We start from the raw sequence: 26,883 nt of genomic DNA, 5'->3' as shown, positions 1-26,883 counted from the left end.
CGCGACAGAGTGTTTTGACGATCTCCGCCTCACAACGATCATCGGGTAAGAGGCGGAGCCTTTTTCACTGCCTCCAGTCAGGCGTCGCAGGCCGTGGCCTGTCCCTACCATATGGCCAAGGCTAGATTCCCTTCTTGATATCCTCCTTGATGTCGCCAACGCTTTCCTGGACCTTTCCGATCGTCTTTTGCACCTTGCCCTTGTTCTCCAGCGACTTGTTGCCGACCACCTTTCCAGTGGTTTCCTTGACTTGGCCGGAAACCTGTTTGACTTTGCCTTTCACTTGATCTTCGTTCACGGGGCACGCTCCAACGGTAGCGCAAGGGAAGGGCCGCTGGATGGCGGAGCCGGTACATACCGTGCTCGTGGCGGCCGGAGTCAGTACTTTGTCAGTGATGGGGGCGGCCGTCAGTGCGTTAGCGCACTCTGGCGGCCCGATGGCGGTCATTTTACCCAGCGTCGGCGTGGGGCGAAGCCCGCGCTCTTCTCGTCGATACGATGCAGTAACTGCCGCCAGGATTTGATGAATGCCTCCAGGCCTTCCTTCTGCAGGCGTTCCGCCAGAGCGCCGATATCCACTCCGGCCTGGCCGAAGCGCGCGAGCAGCACTTCGGCGTCAGCACCGTCCTCGGCCATGGTCTGCGTCAGCGAACCGTGTTCAGAAAACGCCTGCAGAGTTTTCTCTGGCAGTGTATTGATCGTGTCTGGTGCGGCCAGGGCCTCGACGTAGAAGGTATCGGCGACCGTGGGGATCTTGCTGCCGGTGCTGGCCCAGAGCAGCCGCTGAGGTTGTGCCCCGGCCGCAGCTAGGCGGCGCCAGCGTAGCGAAGCGAGTAGTTGGCGATAGGCGTGGTAGGTCTTCCCGGCGATGGCCAGGCCCAGGCGATTATGCAGTTCGGCCGATACTTGGTCGTTCACCGCCACGTCCCAGCAGCTGACGAACAATGAAGCGACCGAACCGACCCGCGGATCCAGGCCGGCGGCGATGCGTCGCTCGATACCACGCAGGTAGGCTTCGGCGGCAGCCAGGTAATGTTCTGGAGAGAAAAGCAGGGTGACGTTGACCGGCACGCCGGCGAAGATCGCGTCCTCGATTGCTGGGATGCCGTGGCGGGTGCCGGGAATCTTCACAAGCAGGTTGGGCCGCGCGGCCCGGCTCTGGATGTGTCGTGCCGCCTTGAGACTGGCGGCGCTGTCGTCGGCCAGGTTCGGCGAGATTTCCATCGACACCCAGCCGTCGAGCCGGTGGCTCGCCTCGAATTGCGGACGCAACTGGTCCGCCGCGCGACGCAGGTCTTCCAGGGCCAGTTCGATGAACAGCGCCTCGCCGGAGAGCCCGTCCTGGGCTTTTTCGCGGATACCGGCGTCATAGGCACTGCCGTTGCCGATGGCGGCGTCGAAGGTGCTCGGATTGGAGGTCAGCCCGCTGATCGAGAGCTCGTCGATGTAGCGGCGCAGGGTGCCGCTGTCGAGCTGCTCGCGGGTGATGTTATCCAGCCACAGGCTCTGGCCTAGGTCGTGCAGTTGCCGGGGTGGTCTCATGGGAAAACCTCGTTGGCTGCCAGCCGCGCCCCGCTACCCTGGGTAACCTGGGGAGCACCGACTGGTCGGTGATGAAAGGGCTCCGTCGCAAGGGGCGCCCATTGGCTAAGCCCGGCCTGCTCTTGCGCAGGTTCAGACCAGGCTGATGTCCATGTGCGTACCGACGCCTAGGGAGGCTTCGATGGTGTCGCGGGCGAGCAGTGTCTCGCGTTCCGAAAGGGTCTCCACCAGCAGGACGACGTCGCCATGGGCAATGGCATAGCGGAAGGTCCTGTCAACCTGGCCGGCGTTCGCCGAAGTTCCGATCATTCCTCCGAGCAGGGCGCCTAGGGCGCTTCCCCAGCCCACAAGAACCAGCGGGGGGCCGCTGAACAGCCCGGCGTTGGTGCGGGTCAGGGCGATGGCGGTCAGCGTACTCACCGCCAAGCCGAGCAGAGTCCCGACCGCACCACTTGTTAGTATTTGCCGGAGTGTGCGCTTGATCTGTCTGGAGCCGTTAGCAGGAGGCAGGTCCTCGGCGCCGAGTATCCGCATCTGCCAGTCGTGTATTCCGCGCTCGCTCAACCGGACACGTGCGCTTTCGGCCTGTGCACGGTGGGCAAACACGCCCGATACCTGATGGCGATAGCCGGCCATGGCGATTCTCCTGGAAAAGGGCCGCCTCTTTGCGACCTGGCTCCAGCCTACGCATGAGCACCCCTGGTATCTGTGCGCAAGCGTACAGAGCGCTACCGCAGCAGGGGCGCCGAGGCGAGCTCCAGGGTACGCCAGCGCACCGATGCCGGAACTCGCCGGTGGCATGATTTAAACATCAAGTCCAGGAGCGAGCACCATGGGATGCAGGCTTTTCAGGCCGGGTACGATCATGCGTGGGTTTTTCGCAGGGTTCTTGCTGGCCGCGAGCGCTGCGCCCATCGCCGCCGAACAGGGGGCGCAGGACGCTGCCGACATACGCCTGGAGATATCGATTCTCACGGGGTATGCGCAACGCCCCGAGTTGCGTACCAGCAACCTGGAAGCCTTCGTGCAGGCACGCCGCGCCATCTTGAGCGGGCGCGTCGACGACGGGGGGGCCAGGAGGCTGGCTGCGCGTATCGCCATGGGCGTTGCGGGGATCATCTCGGTGGACAACCGGATCACCGGGGCACGACCGTTACCGCAGGCATCGGTCGTTCGAGCGAAGGTGGAGGTCGAATCGAAGAGCCCAGGGCAGGCGCCGGTGAATGACGGACGTTGCAGGGTTTTCGCCACGGAGTTCGGCCTGGCCACCGACGATATCTGGATAACCACCAAAGTGATGCTGGCCTTCGTGTCCATGGGGGACATCCGTGGCTCGGCCGTTGCGGTGAGCACCTGCGGCGGCTTGGTCACTCTTCGTGGGACCTTGCATAACGATGCCGAGCGTGCGCGTGCCGTGATGCTCGCCCGCGGCGTACCCGGCGCCAGGGCAGTCCGTGCGGAGGCGCTCAACTCGGAAATCTGTGGAGGGATGCATGGCGACGCTTCGACGCAATGGTCCTGGGTTGCCATCGTCTGCCTGCCGACTGCCCGCAACGGTGTGAGCTCGGAATGAGCCTTGGTGCAATGTACAGATGTTACGGCAGCGGTCTTCTTCTGAATCGATACACCACCAGTCCGATTGCCACGAGCAGCAGAATGTGAATCAGCCCTCCCATGTAGTACGAGGTGATCAACCCTAGTGCCCACAGGGCCAGTAGCGTTAGTACGAGAGCTTCGAACATTTGATGCCTCCTTCCACTGCATGGCAATGGCCTGTCTTTGTGTAGGTTGCAGCCGGCCAGGAGGAGGGGTCTGTACGGCACCGTACCAAGATCCCCTAGCCAGAATGGCCTGGCGAGAAGAGGGTGACTGAGAGGCAGCACTAACGTTCCCTAACGTACAGACTGGCGCTCACTTTGCGAGCAGCTTGAACAGTCGAAGCGTCGAGCCTTGGTTCGACGCTTCGCCCAATTGGTCCCATGGCGTATTGCCAGGAGTTGAACATGAACTATGAAGATCGCGACACCTACGGCATGTATAAGTCCTACAACGGCGCCGATGCCAAGAGCGGCACGGACCCGGGGCCAGGCCCTCGCCTGATGGGGGCCGACACCCTGATCGGCAATGATGTCTACAACCCGCAAGACGAAGACCTAGGTGACATCAAGGAGATCATGCTGGACACGCGAAGCGGCCGTGTCGCCTATGCAGTGCTGTCCTTCGGTGGCTTCCTCGGCATGGGTGAGAAGTTGTTCGCTGTACCTTGGAGCGCCTTGACTCTGGACACGGCGCATAAGCGCTTTGTGCTGGACGTCGACAAGGAACGCCTTGCCAATGCGCCTGGATTCGACAAGGACGATTGGCCTGACATGCAGGACCCGACCTGGAGCAAGGAAATTCATGCTTACTACGGCGCGACGCAGGATGCGGATACGCGGTTCTAGAACATATCGCCGGCCTGGGCTTGGGAAAGCTGCTTGGGGGACAGGTCCGGCGCTCCATACCCACGCTTCAGAATCCGTTCTCGGTCTTTTCGCATGGGGCTGGCGAGTGTTCACGAGCAATGCTGGCCGGCCTCGGCTGGCCATGAAGAGACTTGTTCATCTATGGTCTTCACGAAGCTCACAGCGCGACAACCGGACGTGTGGCGCCGCATCATTGATGCGGCTGATTTTGGTTGATAGTGGACTATGGTTCGTTTGCTAAGGATGGGCGATGATCACCGATATCTTTTAATTATGGATTCAATTGCTCATGCAATTTAGTGGTTGAACTCGCCATTTTCTCCAGGCGGTCTCCCACCCTTGCTCGTGATCTGTCGCAGGCGAGATCACAATCTGACTGCAGGTATATGGATGTAATTGTGCCAGGTAAGTCGTGGCTAGCGATGCGGGGACAACGTTGTCTGCGTCGCCTACCAGATGTCGCTGCGGTATTGCTGCCAGTTGATCCCGATAGTCCAACGGATCCAGCGAACCGCCGAGGGGCGAGAGTCCTTTCATTTGTGCCCAAAGCCGTGGGCTGAGGTTGCCGGCCAGAGTCTGGACCTGGGCAACATCCTTCCGTTGGGCTGCCAGCAGCAGTGCCAACGCTGCGCCTCCGGAATACCCCACCAGCTCGAATTCCCGATTGCCATAACGCTGCTTCAACTGGTCGAGTGCGTGGCTTAGGCTGGTCACCACCTCCTGGGAAAATCGCCGATGGGTCCAGAGGGTGAGATTGCAGGCTGGTGCCATGACGAACTGACAAGGTCTCGCCAGATAGGCATTCGGCGTTGGATCATCTATTGCCAGCCGCGCCACCAGCAGGTTGTGCGGACTCGGATCCTGACTGGGTTGTGTCGCAGTGGCCCAGGCATGGCCATCGCCTTCCAGGTAGACGCGCAGGCGAGTGGTTTTCGCTGTGCCCTGCGGTGCCAGCATGGCGAGCGGAAACGGCTGCCCCGGCAGGATTTGTAGTTGCCGGTCATTTGCATCCGCCAACTGCTGCAGCGCCTCGCGAGGCGACTGGCAGCCGGCGAGGAGGGCGCTGAGCAGCAGCGCCGGGAGAACTCGAAGAAAACCGGCCCACCTGCGTGGGCCGGAAAGGTAGTGGCTCATCAGAAGTCGTAACGGACCTTGGCCGTGAAGGTGTCGGCGTTGAAGTCGGTCTTGCCGGTGTAGTCGTAGCTGACACCAACTGTGACCGCACCCAGATGGTAGTCCGCCCCCACACCCGCTTCGTAGCTGTTGCGCACGGCCTTGGCGCCCTGGCTCACGAAGGGCGTGCCACCCAGCACAAAGGTCGACGTGCTCTGGGCTTCGTCGGCAGCGAAGTCATGGTAGGCCATCAGCTTGGCCTGCGGCTGCAGGCTGCCGTTGCCGACCAGGAAGTTGCCGGCTACGCGCACGCCAGCACCGAGTTCCGCCACTTCGTAGCGTTGGCTATCCACCTTGAGCGCCGCCGACGAACCTTTCTCGTGGTAGCCGTCGATATCGACGCGCGCATAGCGTGCGGCTAGGCGCGGCTCGACCAGGAACTGCTCGTTCAGGTGATAGGTGTAGCCACCGACGACGTTGGCCCCCAGGACCTGGCTGTCGTAGTCGCCCTTGGCCGTGGTGCTGGCAATGCGACGCTTGCTCTCGTTGTCGTTGAGGCCATAGCTCAGGTTGGCGTCGACGAAGTAGTTGCCCTGTTCGAAGCCGCCGTACAGGGTGAGGGCATTGCCATCGACATCGGTGGTGTTGCCGTTGTCGCTGTTCACGCCGGTGTGCAGGAAGCTGTAGGCCACGCCCAGGGTCAACTGGTCGGTGAGCTTGCCATCGGCGCCGATGGCGATGCCGCGGCTGTAGGCGTTAAAGCCGGCTACGCCGTCACGCAGGTCCTGGTTGGCATCGCTGTACAACGCCTGGGCCCAGACACCGGTGTTCTGCAGGACATCTCCCGAGGATGCACCGCGTAGGCTGCTGGTGCGATTGCCGGTGACGTTGCTCACCAGCGTTTGCCCACTGGTGGCGGCTTGGGTTGCACCGCCGTTCACTTCAGGGGCTAGCTGCTCAGCCAGTTGCTTCAGCGCTGCTGGATCCTGCGAGGCATTCACGTAGGCTTGGAACACCGGATCGTTGGGATTGCTCTGCGCCAGACCGGTCACCACCTGGCTGAAGGCTGCCCCCGCACGCTGGGCGTTGGCTGAGCCACCAATCTGGCCGATCACGTCGCCGACTTCGTCCTGGCCCTTGGTGTTGACCTTGGCCACGATCTGGTTGCCGCCGCTGCTGACGGTGTCGACGTTCAGCAGTGCCGAACGGCTGGTCACGCTCACCCCATCATCCTGCAGGGTACCGGCCTGGACCAGGGTGTAGGTCGTGCCCTGGGCTTTGAAGTCATTGCCCTGGGCCGCCAACTGGATCTGCGAGCCCTTGGCGAACTCCGCCGTGCCGGAGACCGCAACCACGGCCTTGTTCGGATCCGTGGCCGAACTCAGGTTGAGCCCCAGCGACGAGTTGCCGGCCACGTCCAGGTTGCCCTGGATAGTGGTGTGCGGCTGAGCGAATTCCAGGTGCGCCGGCGTGTTGCCCGCATCGCTGCCGACATCCAGCCAACCGGCGTCCTTCAGGCGGATGTTCGCGCCATCGGTGCTGGCGTCGGTGCCATTGAAGGTCACGTCGCCGTTCACTTCGATGTTGGACAGGTCGATCAAGTTGCCGGTGATGCTGCCGGCATTCCACACCAGGTGCACACCGCCACTGGCCTGGGAGGCATCGATGGCTTCGTCCTGGGAGATCAGGTTGCCACTGTTCTGGATGACCAGGGTATTGCTGGCATTCGCGCCGTCGATATCGAAGGCACCGACCTCGATGGCCGCATCGTCAGCCTGGATGGTGCCGGTGTTGAGCACCTGCACCGGCGCGCTGGCAAAGCTCACACCGTCGAGACGCAGCGCGGTTGCATCGTCGCCGCTGGCCACGATGCTGCCGTGGTTCTCGATTCCGCCGAGGTCCACTCGATCCGGACCACCCATGTCATCGTCATAGGTGGCGAGAACGCCCGTCGATTCAGTACCGCTGACCTGGATCAGGCCATTGTTGATCAGCTTGCCACCGATGCTGCCGCCCTTGAGCTGGATGCCCGTGGCTTCCTGGCCATCGGCGAGGATCTTGCCGCTGGCGGCGTTGACCAGGTCGCCCTGAAGCTCGGATTGGCCGGCGAACTTGAGGCCGCGGATGCCATCGCCCTCGAGCACACCACCGGCTACCTGCAGGGTACCTTCATTGACTAGGTTGCCGTGGATAACAGCGGGGTCGATCAGCAGACCAGTGACGCCGGCGCCGTTCACCGAAATGCTGCCCTTGTTCTGCAGGTTGCCGAAGACTTCTGTCGGCGCGCCGATCGAAGAGGGATTGTCATCGTTCCCGGCGAAGGACAGGTCGACACCATTGAGGTCATCGCCGGTGGCTTGCACCTGGGCGTTGAGCACCAGGTCGTGGTGGAAGGTGTCGCTGTAGAAGCGAATGGGCTGTTCGCTGCCATTGAAGGTGCCGGTGACTTCCACCGTGTCACTGTAGGTCTGTTCTTCCGTGTGGATTCCCGTATCAGTCAGGGGGAGGGCGTGAGCACTCAGGGAAAAGCTGGCTGTGGAAACAGCAAGCGATAAAAGCGTTTTACGACATGCCGCAGAATTCATCGTTTATTCCTTAAACAGTGCTGATCAGCAAAGAAACATCAGGTTGGCTTTGGGTTATTAGTTAGGTTGTTCTGAGTAAGCGTTCGTTGTGTTCTCCTGATAAAAGAAAAAAGAAAGGCCATCTCACCCCTCCTGCAGCCGTGAACTTGGCTGCAGGAGGGGTGAGATTGGCGTCTAGGTTTTCTGGGTTGGAACTATTCCCTTTGGCAGGCAAGAGCCGCTTGCATCGTGTCTTTTACGAAGCTCTCAGGTGGCGCTCTATAAGGCGTGTTGAGTTTCCGAAGCTCGGCTGGAGTGTATTTCTCTTCCAGTTTTTGGAAGGTACAGGCGCAAATGGACTTGGGCGCGCCGCCTTGAATACAGCCAGCGATGAACTGTCCTCGGAGTTTCGAGTTTTCATCGGAGCAGGCGGCAAGGGACAGTGCGCACAGCAGGGTAAGGGCTACTGCTTTCATGGCTACTCCGTTATCGCAGCACGATGCCGCAGCCGATGGCGATCCCTGCAATCAGGCCGATCACTTGCGGGCCCAGGAGCCAGAACACCTTTATCCAGACCAGACTGAGGATGCCACCATTGGTGTAGACGGCATCGGGATGAGCGAACTTGCGGATGGCATCACCGAGCAACGCGCCGATCCAGCCCAACACCGAACCGACGATTACGGCAAATAGCTTTGTGAAGAAACTTGCTCCCAGAACCAGGGGGGACGTATTGAAGACGATCATGATTATCGAGCAGACCACAGCGGCCACTCCCCAGCCGATAAAAGCTGGATTTATAGCAGCAGAAGTATTGTCATTATCCGACTCAGTGCTTTGAGTGTTTTCGTTATTTGGTTCCATTTTTGGCTTCCTTTAGGTGATCGAAAACGCCACGGAAATTGGATTTCCATGGGGCGAGTTTGAGAAATGTAGTAAGTGTTACTTTAGAAACTCAGGATCCAGGCCTATTTGCTTACCATCCTTGTCGTAGCACATGGGAATGGACTGGCAGCTACCACCCTTGGCTTCGACCTCTTCTGCTTTCACGGTCGGAATACCGATTGTCGGCAAGCTCTCCATCTTCACTGTGATGAGCCCCATGTCGGTATCGACGAAGCAGTAGGCACTGTCGTTGACGGGGCAAGCGACATGGAATTTCTCGCCGGGCTCGCGTTTGATGTTCGGGTTGGCAACGTAGGGTTTGCCATTGAAGGCGGGTCCTGTGCCCCTCGCATAAGACACAGGCTGCCCTGTCGTATCCGTTCCCATGTACCAGCCGGAGGCCACGATGTAATGGCCTGCCGGAGCGTTGCCATAGAACTCATTGCCGAGCGCGCAGATACCATCTTCTCCGCAGGTCACGGGGATGTAGCCATAGGTATTGCGAACCTCCCCGTTTGGCATGACCAGACGGACGTTTCGGGGAGCATCCAGCGGTAGGCAGGTGCTAACGGGGCCGTTGTAGCGAGTGAATACACTGTTGAAGGGCGTCCCTTTGAGGCTCCAAGGTTTGGAGCAGGGGATGGCTGTATCGGCTGCCTGGGCGACAGGGATGACGCACGCCTGCAGTGCGGCCCAAAGCAATGCTGTGATAAGGGGGGCTCGAAAATTCATTTTGGTTCTCGCGTAGCAGGTTGTTGAAATCCGACCCTCTGTGTCTCTGCTGATCACGGCGGGAGGGTCCTTCCTCAAGGCATGCGAACCAGCTAATCGAGTTCAAGCGGGCAGAAAATCGCCGAATGTCACGATTAGTGTGTTCACGATTAGATCACATTCCTAAACGATTTGGGAATGATGAGCCAGCCCCACCACCCGTCCTTGCGCATTCGCTTTGGCACCCGTATCCGGGAGCTGCGGGTAGCGAGCGGCATCACGCAAGAGGAGTTCGCGGAGAGGTGCGGTTTTGCTCGGACCTATATGTCTCGCATCGAGACCGGTGGGGCCAATCCGAGTCTTGATGCAATCAAGGTGTTGGCGGATGCGTTAGGAATGACATTGGCTGCTCTCTTCCAGGACCTCTGATTCGTTTAGCTGTACCCCATCCTTTTCAGCACCCTCCCGAATACGCCACAAACTAGAGCTACAGCGAGTAGTACTGGCCAAAAGCGCAGCATGAGTACCAGCAGCGCCACAGCTACCGCACAGCTGGCCAGCATCCCAATGAACACGAACAGCAAACCAATGAAGCGCACCAGGTTCATGGCGCGATCCTCCTCGTAGGTTGAATGGGGGTGACGCCGCGGATGTCACTCCGCGGCGTGTTGGGCCCGAGCTTCGGCGCGGGCTTTCAGCAGTGTCGACAGGGTGGGTTTCGGTGCGGTGTGTGGCTCTGCTGCAGGAGCAGTTGAAGGGGGCGATTCAGGAGCAGGCTCCGGGAAGAACTCTTCGGCGATGGCCCCCGTTTCTTCGTCACTGTCCTCGAAAGCGCCATTGGCAAAGCCCAGTCGCGCGGTGGCATCCAGCGCCACCTGATCGAAGCCTGAGGCCTGGCGTGCTTCATCGAGTTCCCGCGCTTGCAGCAGTGCTTCCTCCATTGAAAGGCCACTGCGTACCGTGATGTCGACGTAGAAGATCGGCGAGCCATGGCTTTGCCGGGTGGACTTACCGCGCAGACGTAGCTCCAGCGGCAAGCACGCCAGGCGGTTGCCGGAAATCGCCTGCAGGTACTGCAACCGGGCCGCCAGGGTGCGAATGCTGTTGAAGCCGGTGGTGCGAAACACGAAGCTGCCCAGCGGATCCTCGTCGCCGATTGCGACGTTGAGGCGACCGTAGGGTTTGCAGGCACCACCCTTGGCCAATGGACAGCCATCCGGCGAAGGGCAGGGTAGCGAAGCGATGCCGTCCTGGCCCCGGCGCTTGCAGGTCTCACCGTTGCCGACACACACCGGCCGCCCGGACTGCCGATCGAACAGGCAGTACTCGGCGCGGAAGTTCAGCTCAGGCGCGTTGAACAGCAGACGAATCGGAATGCGCCGAATCTTGCCCTCCTGGGCTTTGCGCAATTCCTCGTCGACGGGATGGGCCACCCAGCCATCGCGTAGTTGCACCTGCGAGGTGATGGTGAATTGATCGTCCTTCTCCGGCAGACGCTTGCCGTTCTTCTCGACGACCTTGCCGATGGAAATCCGCCCGAGCACCGGCGGGGTAATAGCCAAGCCTTTGAGCATGGTGGTTCTCCAGTGGATGAATAAAAAAGACCACCCCGGCGCAGGGGAAACGCCGGGGTGGTCAAGGGGGGAAGCGAAATCAGGTGATCAGGAAGCGCCGGCTGCCGACCTTGGTGGTGGGGTAGCGCGCCAGCAGGTAGGGCTTTTCCTTGAGCAGCCGCGGCACATCGAGCACCACGCTGTCCTTGGCCTTGCGCCAGGACACCGAGCCATTGGCGAATAGCGCTCGGCTGGCATCGCCCATGGCCTGCTGCAGTTGCTGCTTCAGTTCGGCTTCGCGCTTGCTCTGCAGCTCCAGACTGACGCGTACCGTCTGCAGTTCATCGAAGGTTGCCGACAGCAGCGGATCCTGGGTGAAGTCCAGGGTGTGCCCCTGGTCCTCCGGGTACAGGCAGCGCAGGGCCTGCTCTGCCGAGTCGGAACCATCCGCCGGTGGAGGCGTATCGCGTTGCACGTAGTCCCAGAAGTCGCGCTCCAGCTCGATCAACCGGGCGATGAGCTCATCGTCGCGCTCGATGCGATGGATCTCCAGGTGCTGGCCACCGAGTAGCACGGCCACGTCAGCCGCCTGTTTACCGGTGACCGCCAACTGGTGCATCACCTGCAACTGCACGTACACCGGCACACCTTCCTTCCAGAGACGGGCGCCATTGATGCCGGCGGTCTTGCATTCGAGGATCTGCACGTCGCTGGCGCCGATCACCTCGCGGTCGATATTGGCCAGCATCCAATCCAGTTTCGGGTCGGGGTGCTGCAGCACGGCATTGATCCGTCGCACCCGGTTACCGGTGCGGCGGGCATAGTGGTTAGCGACGATGGGCTCGAGGATGTTGCCCCAGTAGGTCGGGCTTTCTTCGTCGTTCGGATCGCTCTTGGGCAGTCCGGCATCGCGGCCGGTCTTCTCCAGCCACAGTTCCAACTGCGACTTGTAGGGGTTGAGGCCGACCGCGGCTGCAGCGTCCGAACTGCCAATACCGTGCTTGCGCACGGCCAGCCAGTCGTCACGGGACAGGTCCTTGGTGCCGACCAGGCGCAGGGCAGGGCGCTGCCGTGCCCTGTTGGGCGTGGAGTGAGCATGAGTCATGAGGATTTTTCTCCGGACATAAAAATGCCCGGCCGGCAAAGCCAGTCGGGCATCGGGTGAGGGAGTGGGTGGCTGTCAGGCCATCAACGAAAGGACCGCCTCCAGGCGGCGCTGCGATCACGCCCACTTACCGGGCTACACCACCGGCTACTGCGGTCGCCGGCTGACGGCGCCGTGCGTGATGGGCACGAACCTTCTCGCGCCAGCCGGGCGAGAGTTCCTGGGCCATGTCGAGATAGCGCAGCGGGCAGCTGTAGTCGTACGGCGCCATGGACTCATCCATGGCTTTGTACCCCCACTCACCGCCACTGCGTTGCAACAGATCACAGCGGATGTAGCGCATGGACTCGCCGGGAACGAGGTCTGGGTAAACGCCTTCGGTTTTCGCCGTCACTTCGGTGACCGACCACAGCACGTTGCCCCGCAGGGTGTGGGCGATGACGTGAATGCGGGCGTGCACATGGTCTTCAGGTTGAGTCAGGTCCCGGATCAGCTCTGCCCGGGTACGGGATGAGAACAGCCAGCCCATGAGAGAGGCCTCCAATGAAACACCGGAGCCCACTCCCCAGGAGCGGAACCCCGGCGGGTGGAAGAGAACGCCCAACGCCGCGGTCTCGGCGAGCGACCGCTGTCGTCGCAGAACCGGCTGGGCAAAGAGGGATAACGAGAGGAGGGAACGGCCGTCAGGCCACCAACTGCAGGGCCGCATTCAGGGCGCGTTGCTTGATCACCGCCCCTTGGCCGAACCAGGCCGAGTCCATGCGGTACTCGTTGCTGCGCGCACGGCGTTCGTGGTCGACGTACTCGGTGACGGCATTGAGCAGGCCCCAGGCAGTGCCGTTGGCGGCTTCCAACTGCGAGCCACGGCCGCGGCCTTCGTACAGGCTTTGTACCCGACGCAGCGCACGTTCGTTCGGCAAGGCATCCGGCAACGGATTGTTGGGCTGGGCATCACAGAGCACCTGCATGAAATAGCCCATTGCCTCGTGCCACTGCACCTTGCGTTCGGCCAGGTGGTGCATGCGGTACATGAACTCGTCCCATTGCGAGACGGCGATACCCAGTTGCTTTTTCACCGCCTGGGCATCGAAGCGCGTGCTGTGCGGCACCTTGATCGCCCGGGTGGCACCGTCGACGGCGATGGTCAGGGTGTTGTTGCACACCACTCGCACCGTGGTTGGTGTTGCCGTGGTGGCCAGGGTACCGTCGCAGGAGGTGGCCAGCAGCAGGTAGCCGTTGACCAGGTCGTTGCCCTTCAGCGAGGTGTTCTGTCCGGTGCGCGCCAGCGCCCAGAACTTGCGACCGCCCTTGAGCACGCCGGCGGTTTCCAGCTCGTAACCGGAGACCTGGGTGAGGTCGCGGTAGAACTCCAGGACCTCCTTCGGCTGTACCACCTGGTAGCGTTGAGAAACTACCGAGAGCGGCGCCTTGGTATCGGAGCGGTAGAGCACCTTCTGTTCGGGAAAGGAGTGGATGCTACCGAGGTGACCGACCGCGTCCGATTTGAAGTGGACTGGGCTTTCCTGGATCTGCCAGTCCATACCGGCTTCACGCTGCCAGACTTCCAGCGGCTGTTTCGGGGAGAGGCGGCTGCCCAGACCATGCCAGGGGGCTTCGCCGACATAGGCCATACGTTCGATGAGATGAGCCATGATGAGTTTCCTGTGAGCAATAGCCGGCATAAAGCGCTGCGCCACGCGCAGCACCGGCGGAAGGGATGAAAGGGAAGGGGGAAGAAGAAGCGCGAAACCGATTAGGTCGGCAGGTTGAAGCGATGCCCGCAGATCAGGCAGAGGTTGTTGGCGAGCACGTGGCGATCCAACTGGTCGCCGAGTTGGGCGCCGAGCGCACAACCGCCGACGCCACCGGCCAAACCGCCAAGAATGGCGCCGGACAACGAGCCGAGGGTGATGCCCAGCGGACCAGCAATGGCGCCGACTGCCGCACCGGCCTGGCCACCGGCAAGAGCGGCGGAAGCACCACGCGCGGCACCACCGACCGTGCCGACGAAGGCACCGATTTTCATGGCGGGATGCAGGGATGCGATCTTGGGAGAGTTACAGCGAGGGCACTGCAATGACATGGCTGGAGAGCCTCCGTGGTGGGAATGTCATGGCAGTGATATAGAACTGAAATTTTTTCGAATCGAACTGTTGTGTCGTAGAAAGCCCAAAGCTGCCAGTCGCGGCTGGCAATAAGTGGCCAGGAGCAGACATGTGACGGAATAGAAACGCTGCGGAAAGCATGCTTGCATGCGTTGTACTTGTTCCTAGCTACTAATTTGACGGAATCTTTCCAGCCGTAAGACGAGGCCTGCAGATGGAGTGCTTTCGAATCGACGAAAGCGGTTACACCGGTTTCGACCTGCTCAACCCTGAGCAACGGTTCCAAGGAGCTACGGCTATCGCCATCGACGATGACGAGGCCAAGCGCCTGATCCGAGAGCACTTTCCCAAGCTGCAGGCCGACGAGCTCAAGTATCGGGCCTTAGCGCGCCGGCCGGGTAACCATCCTCGCCTCCTGGCGCTCCAGCGCGATCTGCTGATGCACCACAAGTGCGTGACCTACGTCTGTGACAAGCGCTTCCTTCTACTGCTGATGTTCCTGGACTACGCAGTCGAGCCGTTCTATTACGAGCGCGGGATAGACTTCTACAAGGACGGGCAAAACTATTCTCTCGCGTCACTGCTGTACGTAACGGGACCGAAGACCCTTGGGCCAGGTGCGCTCGATCGATTGCTCTCGAGCTTCCAGCGCGCAGTGAAGGAAAAGAGCCGGGTGGCCCTTCACGACTTGGTAGCGATCGCGCGGGCATCGCGCTGGCGGGAGCTGCCGGAAGCCCTGGGTCCCCTAGCGCAATTCGCAGCACCGGAATGCCTCCAGGCTATTGCCACTCCCGGCGTCAGTACCGATGCCGCCTTCATAGTGCTCCAGTCCTTAGTCAGCCGGATGGAGGTCATGGCCGAGGGTCCCTATCGGGTCGAACATGATCAGTCCAAGAACATGCTCACCTATCACGATGTGCTTCAGCGTTACATCAGCCACGAGGAAGCGATCACATTCCGCCAATCAGAGATCGCGAGCATCACTTTCCCCCTGAAGCTCCAGTCAGTGACCCAGGTCGACTCCAAGTCCAGTCCGGCGGTGCAATTGGCGGACGTGATGATCGGCGCAGCTATTGAGGCAGCAAACACACTCACGGGGCAGCGTGCAGGGGCACTGGATGCTGATCAGGTCATGGCCCAGTATGCGGAGCACCAGATGATCCATTTGTTGCCTTCGATCGATTTCGCAGAGCAGAAGCGTTTTCGTCAGGGAACACAGGCCGCGGAGGTGATCGACTACTTTGCCGCGAACTTTCACAAGCCATGACAACGGACGGAACTGAGACCTGACCGAACTCGACGGCACGGTCATCCAACCAACACTGCCACGGATAGCCTTATCTCCTCGGCCGAGCTTTACACGTTGGAGGCGGACTCCCATCTGCTCGAGGAGTTATGCAAAAATCGTCCGAAATATGACGGGGAAACGTATGAATACTGTCTTCAAGGGCAGTGCCGCCATCGGCAACTCCGGTATCAAAAAACACTTCAAAAAGGCGGAGCCTTGGCAACCTCTATTCGAGCTGGTCTGGAACGGCTTCGATGCCGCCGCGAGCTCTATATCCGTCACTGTGCTCGAGAATGATATGCACGGCGTGGAGCGTATCGTCGTGCTAGACAACGGTGATGGAATAGAATTCGACACCCTAAACGACACGTTCGGTAGCTTCAACGACTCGGCAAAGAAGGCCAACCTCTCAATGAAGGGCGAGCATGGTCGCGGGCGCCTCGCGTTCCATCTGCTTTGTCGCTATGCATCATGGTTCACCAAGTTCAACAACATCGATGCCGTAATCGACGTCGCCGAGCCGACTATCAAAGATTTTGAAGGGCGGCTTCTGGATAGGTCCGAACAGAAGCAGGAACTGCTGACGCAAGGAAAAGGCACTTTAGTGGAGCTCACGCATTTCACGGGTGCTCTGCCGGAGCAGGATAAGCTTCGCGAGAAATTCTCCATCGAGTTCGGTTGGTACCTTGCCGTGCATCCGGAGAAACAGGTTGTACTGAATGGCATGCCCGTTCTGGTTCCGAAACATGAGGTGGTTCAGAAAGAAATTGCGGCTGACGACGCTGTCTTCTTGGCACAGGTGTTTCGCTGGGAGCAACGGCCCACCTCGGAGCTGTCGTACCTATATCTGCTCAATTCCAAGGGTGCACCTGTCGACAAAGTACTGAGTTCGCTCAACCAGAAGCCTAACTTTTACACCAGCATATGCGTGACATCGGCATGGGCTGACACCTTCTCGAAAGAGAAGGATCTGCTAAATCCGGAAGCGCACACGCCGGCGTCCTCAACCTGGAAGAAGTTCAAGTCACAGTTGGACCGCTTGTGCCAGTCCGTCTATGACGATTTCCTGCGCTTGCGAGCCGAGGAGGTGGTGCAGGGCTACGAAGATGAAGGCTACTTCCCGAGCTACGCGGGAATGGATGACACGGAGAAAGAATGGCGGCACCAGAACACCCGCGAGCTGGTGCGGAACATTTACATCGCTGAACCGCGCATCTTCCACAAAGCCAACAAGAAGCAGGCGATGCTGATCATTCGCCTTCTAGATAGGCTAGCCGTCTCAAACGAGAATGACGCCCTGTTCGAGGTGCTCGAAGGCGCGCTAGGCCTCGATGAGAAATCGATGCAAGACCTAGCGAAGCAACTGCATCGTACGACGCTCGAGAACATCGTCGCGAGCATCGAGGTGCTGCAACGACGAGCAACCGCGGTACAGCAACTGCGGTATGTGATGAACGAGCACTACCGCGAAGTTCTCGAAACGCCTGACCTGCAAAAGATCATCGAGAGCAACACATGGCTGTTTGGGCCCCGCTACGAGACCATAGGCGCGGAGGAGGATACCTTCGCCAAGATTGTTCGCCGTATGCGGGATGAGGTCATGGCGCGGTCGCCGCTGAGCATGGAAGATGTTGATGAAGAGGCCGATTTTCCCGGTGCACAGCGGCAAGTCGATCTCTTCATGGCGCGCAAGTTTCCAGCCTTTGATTCGCTGGGGAACAGGATCTACAAATGCATCGTGGTGGAGATAAAACGTCCGGCGATATCTCTTAACAAGAAGCACCTCCGGCAGCTTGAGGACTACTCGGAAATCATCGCCAGCGAGCCACAATTCAAGTCGGAAAAGATGCACTTTGAGCTTATCCTCCTCGGTCGCCAGATTTCCTCGGCGGACTCCAACATCAAAAGCCGATTGCAATCTCATGTCCTGCGTAACGACCCAGGCCTCGTGACTGATGACCCGCGCATGAAGCTATACGTCATGAACTGGTACACGCTGCTTGATGGATTCGAGCTTACGCACGGTTTCATGCTCGAAAACCTCAAGCTCAAGCGAGACGACTACACCGCCGCGACCAGGGAGGAGCTGGTTGCAGAGTTGCAGGTCGAGCACTAATACAACGAGCGATACTACCGAATGAGTCGCAGGAGATGGACGAGTGGTGGGTTAGCCGGCAGGACGTCCGCTCGTACTTTGGCCAAAAAAGTGAGCTCGCGCGATTTACGTGCGGCTTGCCCCTTCTCCGGGAACGAACTACTGAAGGATCAAGCGTCCGCTTTGGGGCCAGGCTGTGTGAAAACGTCGTCCTCGCCTAGAGTTGCTGGAGCAACGTCAGTGAGGCAGCGTATGAAACGATTCATCGAAGAGGTGAGCCGGGCACAGGTCAGCTTGCTTAGGTCGTTTACGGTGCTGGCATCGCTCTGCAGGAAGCGGCCCAAGATAGTCCGGAAACTGTGGAGTACTGGCACAAGTCACCGACATGCCTTACAACTGCAGCTTCTACTGAGTCGCTATGTTCTAAGGAAGAACTCGTTTTGGTTGAGGCAGCGATTGTTGAGCGCGTTCTCTGCGTGGTTGATAGGTGTCTGAGGGGCCAGTTTCCAGACGACTACTACAAGCGATGCCTGTACGCATCCTTTGGTGTGCACAGTCTCCTTCGAGCAATGGGGCACAGCCCTGTGGTCGTGGGGGGAACTTCTTGGCCTTTGTCGTCTCGCGGGATCAGCGCCAGGCCTCCATGCAAGGGTATGCATCCGAGTCTGGCGAACACTCACACTATTGGGTTGAACTCGATAGTTCGATCATTGACCTAGGTACGTACTACTTGCCTGTCGGTTCAAGTTTCGCAGCCTCTGAGATCCCGGCGCTTTTCTGGGACACGGGCTACCGCATGCCCAAGGGGCTGAAATACGCTCCTGAAGCTCGCTATGCATCGCCAGAGGTGGCGCATCTAGATCCGCATATCATCGAAAAAATGGTGCCATTCCTAGCAGCCTGCCATTCCCGGATGGGGCAGCCCCTGGTCAAACCGAAAATTGGCAAGTGGCTCGTGACATCGCCCTCATCCATTCAACGGGCGGCCGGAAAAGGCGATCTTTGGGCACGGGCTGTGATTCGATACGAATCCATGCCGGCTGAGCGCCTTCCTCTCTGACGCGCCGTCCCTCCCGGCAGCGGAGTCTGCCCGGCCTTCACAGGCCCGATTAACACTCAGAACGGTAATGAACACAACACATAGAAAATCATATTGAAAACTTCCATAAAATCAACAATATACAAAAAAGAGTAAAGGATTGCGTAAATTTATGTGCATCTCAGCAGATCAAACTTTACGAACGAAGCGTGGCAAGAGGGATAGAGTCGAGCGGGCAGGGAAATTCAGAGCGAGTGCAACTGGGGCTAGAGCAAGCTGAGAATTTCTTTTACGTTGAGGCATACTCAACCGAGCGCAGAAAAAAGAACTCTGTAGCCGGTATCGTTATCTGATGGAGTAGAGAATGGACGACTTGGTGAAGCCATGGATTCTTGACAAGATTGCACAAGGTAAAGCAATCCTCTTTCTAGGAGCAGGGGCTGCATTCGGTGCTAAGGGGGACCATGGAGAGTTACCCCTATCGGGATTCGGCCTCCGCGATCGTATATCAGACCAATTCTTAGGTGGCGAGGAAAAACATAAGACTCTCGTCCAGGTTTCTGACTACGCAAAACATGAAGGCGGCCTTCTTGAAGTTCAGCAGTTCATCAAGAAGACATTCTACCCTTTAAAGCCCGCTAATTTTCATAAAATCATACCAAGTTTTCGCTGGCACTCCATTTTCACAACTAATTACGATCTTATCATAGAGCGTGCGTACTCGGACGTCCCTGATCGCATGCAAAATATCGCACCGATTATCCGCGATGGCGGCAACTTCAGTGATGTAATGAGTGACAGCACGCTAGTCCCTTACTTTAAGCTTCATGGATGTATAAATACCATTAACGACCCTGAACTTCCCTTAATTCTTGCCAGTGAAGAATATGCGAAGCACAAAAAGGGACGAGTGAGGCTTTTTCGACATCTTTCTGATTTCGGACTTGAACATCCTATTATTTTTTGCGGATATCAGCTTAGTGACCCAAATATTCAGCAGATACTATTTGACCTTAACGACATGGGGGTTAATCGACCAACGTATCTGCTGGTCGACCCCGGGCTGGGGAAGTACGACATTAAGATGTGGTCTGGCCAGCGTGTCGAGCCTATAAAAGCGACCTTTGAAGATTTTCTAAGTTTTGTAGACCATAAAATAGATCGACGACTACGGGCACTAGCAAAACTTTCCCCATCCGAGGCCAGCCCGGTTGACAGACATCTCAAGCCCGGCTTAACCCTATCTGAGCACTTGAAAACCTATCTAAACACAGAGCTTGAGCACATATATTCAGGAATGAAATTCAGCGGCGTCAAACCTATCGACTTTTATAAGGGGCTAGACGCGGAGTGGGGAGGAATTCGACAGGACCTAGATATAAAAAGGCGTGTTAGCGACCAAATAATAATAGACTCAGTGATTGAGTCGAGCCTAGCAGGAGTGAATACTTTCCTCCTTAAAGGGTATGCAGGCAGCGGGAAATCAACAGTATTAAAAAGAGTTTCCTGGTATGCAGCTAATGACCTTGGTGCGATGGTTGTTCGGCTGCGCGACGGCGCAATACTTCGGCCCGCCCTAATTAAAGAGTTGGCATTGAAGTGTACCAGTAGGCTGATACTTGTACTTGATGACGCAATATCCCACGCGGATGACCTTCTTAAGCTGTACAGGGCCTTTGAATACGAACCGGCCAATATTTCAATCCTCACCTCCGCAAGAAACAATGAATGGAACCAATATGGCGCGGATCTAGACCAGTATATTAGCTCGGAATATGAAATCTCCACTCTTTCCGAGAAGGAAACCAACGACCTAATTGAAAAACTAAGCCAACACAATTGCCTTGGAAACTTCAAGAGCGACAAGGTTGATGATGTTCGGAAATATTTTTCATTAAGCGCTGACCGCCAACTATTGGTCGCTCTACACGAGGCCACATCTGGGAAGCCTTTTGAAGAGATTGTGCTAGATGAATACGCCAGGATTACACCTCCTGAGGCACAGATCCTGTACATGGATGTTTGCACTCTCAACAGGTTAGATGTACCAGTTCGAGTCGGATTAATATCAAGAATTTCTGGAATAGGCATTGAGGAGTTCAGGAACAGATTCTTCGGCCCACTCGAACATGTAGTTAAAGTTTATATGGACCACGCCTCGCGAGACTATGCCTTTATTGCTCGGCACTCGCTGATAGCAAAGTTTGTTTTTGAGCACGCATTAAAGACCCCCGAAGAGAAAGCAACCCAAATAGTTAGAGTTTTAGAGCATCTAAATCTCGAATATGGCGCCGATAGTGAGGCCTTCAACCACCTCATAAAAGGAAAGCAGCTAGCTGAAATATTCGGCGACAAAGCTCTTGCGGGTAAAATATATGAAGCGGCGGATAAAACAGGGGCCGACCAACACTATATTCTTCACCAAAAGGCTGTATTCGAATTTAATCATCCAGGGTGTGACACAAGGGCTGCTCTTAGCATCATCCTTCAAGCTGAAAAGGCTCTTCCAGAAGGGAGAGCAGACAAGGCTATTGCCCACACAAAGGCCAACATCTACAAGAGATTGGCCAGAGAAAGCAGCAACTCCTTGGAAATAGAGAAGTACAGAGCAGAAGCAAGAGTAATTTTTGAACGACTTGTTCCTGGACAGAAGGACTCACGTGCAATTAATGGGCTAGCAGAGCTTCAACTTGATGAACTTGAGTCTCGAATTGACGAAATCAGCAGGATTGAGTTCGACGACCTAACAAAGCGCGTATTTCTTGAGCAAGTAAAGAAAATCGAAACAACCATATACACAGGCCTGCAAAAATTTCCGGGTGACGAGTACCTATTAACCCGACAACAGGATCTAGCCAAAAAGCTCCACGACAACGACAGAGCAAAAAATATTCTTGAAGAGGCTTACGAAAAGAACAGTTCAAGTGAATTTGTTTCTATACGCCTAGCACGGCAACGTATCGACTCATTTAAGCATGAAGATGCGGAACGTATTTTGCGTGACGGCATAATCCACAACCCCAACAGCAAGCCACTTCACTTAGAGCTTGCAAAACTTTTGATAAAGCTAAACAACGAGCAACAGAACACTGAAATTGAGCATCATCTTAAACGAAGCTTCTCTCCGTCGGACTCAAACTATGACGCACAATTCTGGTATGCCCGGCACCAGTACCTTCATGGTGACAGAACCAAGTCTAGAGATATATTCTCTTTTCTAAAAAAGGCCAGAATGCCACCTCGACAAAAGAACGCACTCAACGGAATATCGATCAACTCAGATGGCAATGAAATTATCTATCGCGGGCACATCTCACACGAACATGTGAGCTTCTGTTTTATCAAGTGCACAGAGCTTAATGACAGCATATTTGCTCATGCTGATCGATTTGAGAACCTACCGAATGAGGGAATAAAGGCCAACGTGGACGTGACGTTCAAACTAGCCTTTACGATGAAAGGGCCTACTGCGCTCTCGGTTAAGATCGTTTTCTAGAAACGGGAGAGTCAACTATAGATCGGGCCGCTGCCGTCCGGCCTGATCTATAGATTTGAATCTCTCCAGCATTCCTAGACTCTCCCCAAGCTTTGGAATACCGCACAGCTTTCCGCGACCGCGCTGTCGGAGCAATTGTCGCGTCGACTCACCTCAGCCCAAGCGCTCCCTCACCTAAACACAACCTCAGTCACCTGAGTTTACCTTATAGAAAGGCAAATCTTGCTAAATGACTACTCAGCAGTCATCCTTCATAACCTCTTCAAGCGCAGCTCTTGTCTCAAGCCCAGAGCGAATGAACTCCGCAAATTTTTCCATAAACGCCACACTCGCCTCGCTTTCAATTGCAACCTTCATGAAAGAGGAAACCAAGGCCCGCATATCCTCCCTACACCTACCTTCTGAAGTACCGCCAAGCTGAGAAAGTATTTCTATTACTTCGCTCCCTTTCGTGTACTCATTAATTCCGAACAACTCTAGGAGCACCATCCCGAGCGATCCTGCGAGATGGTTTTCAGGACGGTCCCAGCCCCTTCTTATACCACCCTCAGAATCAGCCTTCTCAAGTTGCTTTCGAATTTTGCTCGGTATCGTCGCCGCAGCCTTAAGGCGGTTGTAATACTCACGACTCGCAAGACTCGCAGCATCCTTTACAACCTTCCACATAATGAACCAAAGCTGCGAGACACTGTAGGATCGCAACCCGAATCTGACGGTAGCCTGCACCTTCTCGATATCTTCATCATAGAGTTCGAGGCCGTAAATATAGCACTGATCCAACAGATACCGAATTACGTCACCCACAGCGTAGTCCTGCCAAAGGATGGCAATAGCCTCTGAGTCGACGAATTCTCGCTGGGTAATTATCTCTAAAGCTTCCCCACCACGCCCCAATTGCCTATCCCCAGGCAAGAATAACTCGACACTCGCCCAATTCATTTTGAGGCGCCCATCTCGAATAAAATAAGCCCCGGACACGGACGATCCCGGGTCGTCGATTATGACTCCATCTTCATAAAGACGAGCAATATAGGACTCTGGGCTATATGGTACAAGACCAGCGCAATCGCCTTCTCTAAAAGTACCTTTAGCAAGACGAGGTGCGACAAGCGCATCCACCGCCAACAGGATTAAGCAGATATCATCTGGCAGGCCATCATATGCAATCGCTCTAGAGCATACATATTCAATGCGCTCTGCTAATCGCCACTGAAGCTCCTCCATCTCTGCCTGTTTTAGCTTTAAATCACGCTCCGCTATGACTTTCGCACACCCCTCGCAAGGGCGAACAGAGCGCTGAAGAGTTTTCTTGGTGTCAGTACGACTCAATACCAGCATAGCGCCATCGCAGTGTGCGCACACACAGTTCTCATCATAAGCCAGACAGTATTGACGAACATATTTTGAAATCAATCCAGATTGAACAACCTCCCGAAATGGGACGAGCTCACTCACTTTCTCCAGATAATCCCCGTTCTCATCTACGGCCCAATAACGTACTGCCAGCGCAATCTCATCTGGATCTTGAGTCAAAAAGTCTAACCGTACTGCCATCTATTAAATCCTTTAACTTTAATCACACCCTTCATCGGCACATTCCTTTCTTACTTTTTTGCAGTTGGAATGTGACGCATGTTTTCTTCCCAGTCTTCGAAGGCGAGAACGTTGTAGGAATAAGCGTCAGCACCGAGGTACGGCACTGGAGGCAGATGGCGGCTCAGCACCAACACCTTATCCCCAACCCAGCAATAGCCGGAGACTAGATTACGGCCATAGAAGGCTTGCCTTGGCTGTCCGTCGGTCGATGGTATCGCACTCCATACCGGACACCGGCTGTGGAGGTTGAGGGCTTCAGCGGTGAGGGCTGGTTTTGCGGTTGAGCAGGTTGTCGAGGAAGGTGGCGTTCAGAGCCCTTATCCAGTCAATCGGCAGAAGTCGAACCCAACTCAGTGCCTGTAGAAGGATCACCAGACCTAGACCGTATGCATTTCCAGGGGCTGATTCCACGCACAGGGGTGACCCAAACTTAGTATCGTAAAAGAGTGCCGATTTAATACCGTCCGCGCCCATGTTCACGGTATGAGTTGCTATGTGGTCATTCCCAAGAATTAGCAGATCTGGAGTGTGCTCCCCTTGGGCGTTGTGAACAGAAACGCCAAGTGAGTATTTGCGTGCAAAAATCGCACAGAAGGGTTGGTTCTTGAGCGGGGGATAAGTGCGGGGCCAGCCCCTGACCTTTCCGTTGTATGTCGGCCCATCCGCTTCATAGTCGGGATTGGAAAGAGGTCGGCGGGTAAGCATCAGTTTTTTCACTGCCTCGGCCTGGCCGATCGCCTTTTCCAACACTGCTGTATCAGTAATCGAGTGCTTGCACTCAATGTAGGCGTACACAGCGTCAACCGGGATTTGTTCTTTTACGGGAAACTGACGTCTCATGCTGGAGCGTAGGGTGGGGCTGGACATCTTGTCGTAGATGATGAGGTCATCCCCAGCCGTTTCGCCATTTTCAGCCACGACAAAGCCCCTGCACACACCGAACTTGGATGGCAGAATGTCCTCCAGCAAAGCGCAGATGGCGACTTCGAATTCATCCCCAAGATCAAAGTTGTAGATCGCCTCGATGTCCTGCAGCCGTGCTTCGACCTTCCTGGCCAACCTTTCGATGTATTCACCGTACGAACTCATGGATTCTCCTTCGGTCGCTTGATGCGTGTCTGGTTGATATTTAGCGACACGGAGGCCCTAGAGGGGAGCTATTGGCGACAACTCAAAGCTTCCCGCTAGCGATTCACGTCCCTGGCGTTTCCAACTCGTCAAAAGACCGGATTGCTCGGGCGTTGTCGAGCCAGTCCTCAGGCTCTTCCAATTTTTCTCTGACGTACTCGCCCTCGCGATTGTGGTAGCCGAAGGCGAGATACCGCAAATTTTCACGGTGGATCATATAGGCTGCAGTGACACGGGCTTGGCAGGCGTATTCCGCCCCGTTGAAGACAGGAGCGAGCAGTCCCATCCTAGCCAGCGTGAGCTCAGTCTGCTCTCGCACAAAACCGACGAAGAGTTGCTGAGAATCTGCCAGTTCCCTTTTGAGCTCTCTCGGGCGACCGTCTTCATGTTCGAGTCCATAGAGGTACACCGTCTCTTGGGACTCGACAAACATCACATCCTTGAAAAGGCGGCATGATCCACCAGGCTTACAGGCCTTGATATCTGCAAGCCATAGTTCGTCATGCTGAGAGTCTGGGAAACGCCCCGTGTAGCACGGATTGGATGCTGAGTAGATGGTGGCTGGTGTGGTGCTTTCCTGCATAGCTACGCTCCAAAATTGCGGTCGAGTATCGTCCGACATCGAGTGTAGCTAGCTTTGGGTTGGGAAATCGGCGCCTTACCTCTCGGGGGCGCAGGGCATTATGGTGAACCACCACCTCTGTCCAACCTCATGGAGGCTAGGGGCGGGCGTGAGCCGTTGGGTTGAGTGATCGATCTCTACCGACAGGAATGTGGCAGAGGGGGTTATTTCTGTCGCATGGAATTTGTACAGAATTCAGCCCAGTCAGCCATCAGCGCCCTGCGTTTCTCTAGAAAGTCTGAGCGAGAGTAAGCGGCTTCGGTCTGATCCCGTTCGTCATGAGCGAGTGCGAGTTCGCATACCTCTCGTGGGTAGTGAGTGTTCTCGTTGGCCCAGTCGCGGAATGTGGAGCGAAAGCCATGTCGAGTAATGTCTGCATGCCCTAGCTTATGCAGGAGGTTGCGTATGGCATTGGCATGTATGGCACCGCTCTTGCCTTTTCCTGGGAACAGATACGGCGAATCCGTACGAGGCAGGCTTTGCAGGATATCCACAGCCTGAGAGGGTAGGGGAATGACGAACGGCTTTCTCATCTTCATGCGTTCGGCCGGAAGCGCCCATGTCCCAGTTGCAAAGTCCATCTCGGGCCATTGCGCGAAGCGGATCATGTGGGAGCGAGCTCCAGTCAGAATCAGCAGGCGTGCGGCTACGGCATCTCGACTGGAGTCTTGAGCCAGTTTGATCATCAACTCCGGCAGGTCGCGCCAATGCATGGCAGGGAAGTGCTGGCGTTGCCGAGCTTTTTTCTTTTCAGCTTTGCTGAGGAGGTTTTCCAGATGGCCGCGCCAGCGGGCGGGGTTGTCGCCGTCGCGAAGGCGGCGAGCCTTGGCTGCATCTAGTATCTGCTCGATTTGTCCACGCACTTCATCGGCGGTACGCGTTTTTGTCGACCAGATCGGCCGTAAGACGCTCAGCATGTGCTCGGTTTGGATATCGTCAGCCGATAGCTTCCCGATGATGGGGAATGCGTATAGCTCCAGCTTCCGCAGCCAGCCCTTACGCCATTTTTCAGACCAGGTGGCTCCATGGGCCTGTTGATGATCGCGGGCAAGATCTTCGAACGTGCTACGACGCGCTGCAGCTTGGCGCTCAGCCTCTCGCTTCGCTTCTCGCCCTGCATCTCGGGCGGCTAGGGGATCGATCCCGGTCGCGAGAAGTTTTCGCTGATCCGCTGCGAGTTGCCGCGCTTGGCTGAGGGTAATGACCGGGAAGGGGCCGAGTCCCATTTCACGGCTTCGCCCGTCCAGCTTGTAACGAAAGATCCAGCTCGAAGAGCCGCCTTTGGCTACCTGGAAGTAGAGCCCATCGCCATCGTTGGTTTTTCCAGGTTCTGCAGTCCTAGCCAAGGATTCGATGGTCTTGGTCGTTAGCTTACCCATACAGACTCCCTATCTACCCACACCCTCACCCACACTTTGGCGGGAGATTCTATCGATTATTGGTGGACGTTGAGAGACAGATGGTACGTCTCAAGCCCTTGATTTTCTAGGGCTTGACGGACATTGGTGGATTTCTGCAGACATTAAAAAAGCCGGCTTGTGGCCGGCTCTTCAGGGGGTGGCCCGTCCTTACTTCT

26 protein-coding genes are annotated in these 26,883 nt (G+C 56.8%); 7 read left to right on the top strand and 19 right to left on the bottom strand.

What is annotated here, in order from left to right; translation table 11 throughout:
* Window positions 1–121 precede the first annotated feature (121 nt).
* From IG194_RS08640 to IG194_RS08630, 3 genes are all read right to left on the bottom strand, one after another.
* A complete protein-coding gene (locus IG194_RS08640) occupies window positions 122–298 on the bottom strand; it encodes a CsbD family protein (RefSeq protein ID WP_082996391.1) in 177 nt (58 codons plus the stop codon).
* A gap of 146 nt (window positions 299–444) precedes the next feature.
* Window positions 445–1,542, bottom strand: coding sequence for a transaldolase (tal, locus tag IG194_RS08635; RefSeq protein ID WP_058487448.1), 1,098 nt, complete (start codon window positions 1,540–1,542; stop codon window positions 445–447).
* A 132-nt stretch (window positions 1,543–1,674) separates the two neighbouring features.
* On the bottom strand, window positions 1,675–2,178 hold the full coding sequence (locus IG194_RS08630) for a hypothetical protein (protein WP_058487447.1): 504 nt from the start codon (window positions 2,176–2,178) through the stop codon (window positions 1,675–1,677).
* A 196-nt stretch (window positions 2,179–2,374) separates the two neighbouring features.
* Here IG194_RS08630 and IG194_RS08625 point away from each other — a divergent pair, with 196 nt between their 5' ends.
* Window positions 2,375–3,115 (top strand): BON domain-containing protein, encoded by a 741-nt coding sequence (locus IG194_RS08625; RefSeq protein ID WP_058487446.1) that lies wholly within the window; start codon window positions 2,375–2,377, stop codon window positions 3,113–3,115.
* 22 nt (window positions 3,116–3,137) lie between these two features.
* Here IG194_RS08625 and IG194_RS08620 read toward each other — a convergent pair whose 3' ends face one another.
* A complete protein-coding gene (locus IG194_RS08620; RefSeq protein ID WP_141679858.1) occupies window positions 3,138–3,284 on the bottom strand; it encodes a lmo0937 family membrane protein in 147 nt (48 codons plus the stop codon).
* Between the two features lie 261 nt (window positions 3,285–3,545).
* Here IG194_RS08620 and IG194_RS08615 point away from each other — a divergent pair, with 261 nt between their 5' ends.
* Window positions 3,546–3,986: a PRC-barrel domain-containing protein gene (locus IG194_RS08615; protein WP_058487445.1), complete on the top strand. Its 441-nt coding sequence runs from the start codon at window positions 3,546–3,548 to the stop codon at window positions 3,984–3,986.
* Between the two features lie 300 nt (window positions 3,987–4,286).
* Here IG194_RS08615 and IG194_RS08610 read toward each other — a convergent pair whose 3' ends face one another.
* From IG194_RS08610 to IG194_RS08590, 5 genes are all read right to left on the bottom strand, one after another.
* Window positions 4,287–5,141: an alpha/beta hydrolase gene (locus tag IG194_RS08610; RefSeq protein ID WP_082996392.1), complete on the bottom strand. Its 855-nt coding sequence runs from the start codon at window positions 5,139–5,141 to the stop codon at window positions 4,287–4,289.
* Window positions 5,141–7,705: an autotransporter outer membrane beta-barrel domain-containing protein gene (locus tag IG194_RS08605; RefSeq protein ID WP_058487443.1), complete on the bottom strand. Its 2,565-nt coding sequence runs from the start codon at window positions 7,703–7,705 to the stop codon at window positions 5,141–5,143. The genes IG194_RS08610 and IG194_RS08605 overlap by 1 nt, the downstream gene beginning before the upstream one ends.
* Before the next feature lie 194 nt (window positions 7,706–7,899).
* Entirely contained in the window at window positions 7,900–8,160 is a 261-nt protein-coding gene (locus IG194_RS08600; protein ID WP_141679859.1) for a hypothetical protein, read from the bottom strand.
* 10 nt (window positions 8,161–8,170) lie between these two features.
* Window positions 8,171–8,548 (bottom strand): hypothetical protein, encoded by a 378-nt coding sequence (locus tag IG194_RS08595; protein ID WP_058487442.1) that lies wholly within the window; start codon window positions 8,546–8,548, stop codon window positions 8,171–8,173.
* A 78-nt stretch (window positions 8,549–8,626) separates the two neighbouring features.
* Window positions 8,627–9,301 (bottom strand): hypothetical protein, encoded by a 675-nt coding sequence (locus IG194_RS08590; RefSeq protein WP_141679860.1) that lies wholly within the window; start codon window positions 9,299–9,301, stop codon window positions 8,627–8,629.
* Window positions 9,302–9,478: 177 nt separating this feature from the next.
* On the opposite strand from IG194_RS08590, the gene IG194_RS08585 reads away from it, so the two are divergent.
* Window positions 9,479–9,709 (top strand): helix-turn-helix domain-containing protein, encoded by a 231-nt coding sequence (locus IG194_RS08585; protein ID WP_058487440.1) that lies wholly within the window; start codon window positions 9,479–9,481, stop codon window positions 9,707–9,709.
* 5 nt (window positions 9,710–9,714) lie between these two features.
* On the opposite strand, the gene IG194_RS08580 is transcribed toward IG194_RS08585, so the two are convergent.
* The 6 genes from IG194_RS08580 to IG194_RS08555 all read right to left on the bottom strand — a co-directional run bounded on the left by IG194_RS08580 (window position 9,715) and on the right by IG194_RS08555 (window position 13,964).
* Complete coding sequence (locus tag IG194_RS08580) at window positions 9,715–9,888, bottom strand: hypothetical protein (protein ID WP_176707193.1); 174 nt, start codon at window positions 9,886–9,888, stop codon at window positions 9,715–9,717.
* 45 nt (window positions 9,889–9,933) lie between these two features.
* Window positions 9,934–10,854: a hypothetical protein gene (locus tag IG194_RS08575; protein ID WP_058487439.1), complete on the bottom strand. Its 921-nt coding sequence runs from the start codon at window positions 10,852–10,854 to the stop codon at window positions 9,934–9,936.
* A 79-nt stretch (window positions 10,855–10,933) separates the two neighbouring features.
* The gene (locus IG194_RS08570; RefSeq protein WP_058487438.1) at window positions 10,934–11,938 is read right to left on the bottom strand and encodes a YqaJ viral recombinase family protein; all 1,005 of its coding nucleotides are present in this window, start codon (window positions 11,936–11,938) and stop codon (window positions 10,934–10,936) included.
* A 127-nt stretch (window positions 11,939–12,065) separates the two neighbouring features.
* Window positions 12,066–12,467 (bottom strand): hypothetical protein, encoded by a 402-nt coding sequence (locus IG194_RS08565; protein ID WP_058489658.1) that lies wholly within the window; start codon window positions 12,465–12,467, stop codon window positions 12,066–12,068.
* Window positions 12,468–12,621: 154 nt separating this feature from the next.
* Window positions 12,622–13,590 carry a DUF932 domain-containing protein gene (locus IG194_RS08560; protein ID WP_058487437.1) on the bottom strand — a complete coding sequence of 323 codons (969 nt, stop codon included), beginning with the start codon at window positions 13,588–13,590 and terminating at the stop codon, window positions 12,622–12,624.
* Between the two features lie 101 nt (window positions 13,591–13,691).
* Entirely contained in the window at window positions 13,692–13,964 is a 273-nt protein-coding gene (locus tag IG194_RS08555; protein ID WP_172628431.1) for a hypothetical protein, read from the bottom strand.
* 293 nt (window positions 13,965–14,257) lie between these two features.
* Here IG194_RS08555 and IG194_RS08550 point away from each other — a divergent pair, with 293 nt between their 5' ends.
* From IG194_RS08550 to IG194_RS08535, 4 genes are all read left to right on the top strand, one after another.
* The gene (locus IG194_RS08550) at window positions 14,258–15,310 is read left to right on the top strand and encodes a DUF3800 domain-containing protein (protein WP_058487435.1); all 1,053 of its coding nucleotides are present in this window, start codon (window positions 14,258–14,260) and stop codon (window positions 15,308–15,310) included.
* A 163-nt stretch (window positions 15,311–15,473) separates the two neighbouring features.
* Complete coding sequence (locus tag IG194_RS08545; protein WP_225617186.1) at window positions 15,474–17,447, top strand: ATP-binding protein; 1,974 nt, start codon at window positions 15,474–15,476, stop codon at window positions 17,445–17,447.
* A 583-nt stretch (window positions 17,448–18,030) separates the two neighbouring features.
* The gene (locus IG194_RS08540; protein WP_141679861.1) at window positions 18,031–18,486 is read left to right on the top strand and encodes a hypothetical protein; all 456 of its coding nucleotides are present in this window, start codon (window positions 18,031–18,033) and stop codon (window positions 18,484–18,486) included.
* 343 nt (window positions 18,487–18,829) lie between these two features.
* The gene (locus IG194_RS08535; protein ID WP_082996393.1) at window positions 18,830–21,961 is read left to right on the top strand and encodes an SIR2 family protein; all 3,132 of its coding nucleotides are present in this window, start codon (window positions 18,830–18,832) and stop codon (window positions 21,959–21,961) included.
* Between the two features lie 237 nt (window positions 21,962–22,198).
* Here the strand turns inward: IG194_RS08535 and IG194_RS08530 are convergent, their stop codons facing one another.
* The 4 genes from IG194_RS08530 to IG194_RS08515 form a co-directional block, all read right to left on the bottom strand.
* Window positions 22,199–23,515: a hypothetical protein gene (locus IG194_RS08530; RefSeq protein ID WP_064987672.1), complete on the bottom strand. Its 1,317-nt coding sequence runs from the start codon at window positions 23,513–23,515 to the stop codon at window positions 22,199–22,201.
* Window positions 23,516–23,812: 297 nt separating this feature from the next.
* Window positions 23,813–24,646 carry a DUF6602 domain-containing protein gene (locus IG194_RS08525; protein WP_058487432.1) on the bottom strand — a complete coding sequence of 278 codons (834 nt, stop codon included), beginning with the start codon at window positions 24,644–24,646 and terminating at the stop codon, window positions 23,813–23,815.
* A gap of 103 nt (window positions 24,647–24,749) precedes the next feature.
* Window positions 24,750–25,268 carry a hypothetical protein gene (locus IG194_RS08520; protein ID WP_141679862.1) on the bottom strand — a complete coding sequence of 173 codons (519 nt, stop codon included), beginning with the start codon at window positions 25,266–25,268 and terminating at the stop codon, window positions 24,750–24,752.
* Between the two features lie 203 nt (window positions 25,269–25,471).
* Entirely contained in the window at window positions 25,472–26,686 is a 1,215-nt protein-coding gene (locus IG194_RS08515; RefSeq protein WP_082996394.1) for a tyrosine-type recombinase/integrase, read from the bottom strand.
* Window positions 26,687–26,883: the final 197 nt, after the last annotated feature.

The organism is Pseudomonas sp. ADPe, assembly GCF_014843515.1.
Classification (GTDB): domain Bacteria; phylum Pseudomonadota; class Gammaproteobacteria; order Pseudomonadales; family Pseudomonadaceae; genus Pseudomonas; species Pseudomonas citronellolis.
Note: the sequence above shows the minus strand (reverse complement) of the source record. Positions and strands in the feature narration are given on the sequence as shown.

What these genes read in the sequence shown, in the direction of transcription:
- IG194_RS08625 (WP_058487446.1), top strand. Translation starts at nt 2,375, where the DNA reads ATGGGATGCAGGCTTTTCAGGCCGGGTACGATCATGCGTGGGTTTTTC.
- IG194_RS08580 (WP_176707193.1), bottom strand. Translation starts at nt 9,888, where the DNA reads ATGAACCTGGTGCGCTTCATTGGTTTGCTGTTCGTGTTCATTGGGATG.
- tal (WP_058487448.1), bottom strand. Translation starts at nt 1,542, where the DNA reads ATGAGACCACCCCGGCAACTGCACGACCTAGGCCAGAGCCTGTGGCTG.
- IG194_RS08520 (WP_141679862.1), bottom strand. Translation starts at nt 25,268, where the DNA reads ATGCAGGAAAGCACCACACCAGCCACCATCTACTCAGCATCCAATCCG.
- IG194_RS08595 (WP_058487442.1), bottom strand. Translation starts at nt 8,548, where the DNA reads ATGGAACCAAATAACGAAAACACTCAAAGCACTGAGTCGGATAATGAC.
- IG194_RS08570 (WP_058487438.1), bottom strand. Translation starts at nt 11,938, where the DNA reads ATGACTCATGCTCACTCCACGCCCAACAGGGCACGGCAGCGCCCTGCC.
- IG194_RS08615 (WP_058487445.1), top strand. Translation starts at nt 3,546, where the DNA reads ATGAACTATGAAGATCGCGACACCTACGGCATGTATAAGTCCTACAAC.
- IG194_RS08600 (WP_141679859.1), bottom strand. Translation starts at nt 8,160, where the DNA reads ATGAAAGCAGTAGCCCTTACCCTGCTGTGCGCACTGTCCCTTGCCGCC.
- IG194_RS08515 (WP_082996394.1), bottom strand. Translation starts at nt 26,686, where the DNA reads ATGGGTAAGCTAACGACCAAGACCATCGAATCCTTGGCTAGGACTGCA.
- IG194_RS08630 (WP_058487447.1), bottom strand. Translation starts at nt 2,178, where the DNA reads ATGGCCGGCTATCGCCATCAGGTATCGGGCGTGTTTGCCCACCGTGCA.
- IG194_RS08530 (WP_064987672.1), bottom strand. Translation starts at nt 23,515, where the DNA reads ATGGCAGTACGGTTAGACTTTTTGACTCAAGATCCAGATGAGATTGCG.
- IG194_RS08620 (WP_141679858.1), bottom strand. Translation starts at nt 3,284, where the DNA reads ATGTTCGAAGCTCTCGTACTAACGCTACTGGCCCTGTGGGCACTAGGG.
- IG194_RS08560 (WP_058487437.1), bottom strand. Translation starts at nt 13,590, where the DNA reads ATGGCTCATCTCATCGAACGTATGGCCTATGTCGGCGAAGCCCCCTGG.
- IG194_RS08555 (WP_172628431.1), bottom strand. Translation starts at nt 13,964, where the DNA reads ATGAAAATCGGTGCCTTCGTCGGCACGGTCGGTGGTGCCGCGCGTGGT.
- IG194_RS08525 (WP_058487432.1), bottom strand. Translation starts at nt 24,646, where the DNA reads ATGAGTTCGTACGGTGAATACATCGAAAGGTTGGCCAGGAAGGTCGAA.
- IG194_RS08590 (WP_141679860.1), bottom strand. Translation starts at nt 9,301, where the DNA reads ATGAATTTTCGAGCCCCCCTTATCACAGCATTGCTTTGGGCCGCACTG.
- IG194_RS08585 (WP_058487440.1), top strand. Translation starts at nt 9,479, where the DNA reads ATGATGAGCCAGCCCCACCACCCGTCCTTGCGCATTCGCTTTGGCACC.
- IG194_RS08605 (WP_058487443.1), bottom strand. Translation starts at nt 7,705, where the DNA reads ATGAATTCTGCGGCATGTCGTAAAACGCTTTTATCGCTTGCTGTTTCC.
- IG194_RS08575 (WP_058487439.1), bottom strand. Translation starts at nt 10,854, where the DNA reads ATGCTCAAAGGCTTGGCTATTACCCCGCCGGTGCTCGGGCGGATTTCC.
- IG194_RS08535 (WP_082996393.1), top strand. Translation starts at nt 18,830, where the DNA reads ATGGACGACTTGGTGAAGCCATGGATTCTTGACAAGATTGCACAAGGT.
- IG194_RS08550 (WP_058487435.1), top strand. Translation starts at nt 14,258, where the DNA reads ATGGAGTGCTTTCGAATCGACGAAAGCGGTTACACCGGTTTCGACCTG.
- IG194_RS08610 (WP_082996392.1), bottom strand. Translation starts at nt 5,141, where the DNA reads ATGAGCCACTACCTTTCCGGCCCACGCAGGTGGGCCGGTTTTCTTCGA.
- IG194_RS08565 (WP_058489658.1), bottom strand. Translation starts at nt 12,467, where the DNA reads ATGGGCTGGCTGTTCTCATCCCGTACCCGGGCAGAGCTGATCCGGGAC.
- IG194_RS08545 (WP_225617186.1), top strand. Translation starts at nt 15,474, where the DNA reads ATGAATACTGTCTTCAAGGGCAGTGCCGCCATCGGCAACTCCGGTATC.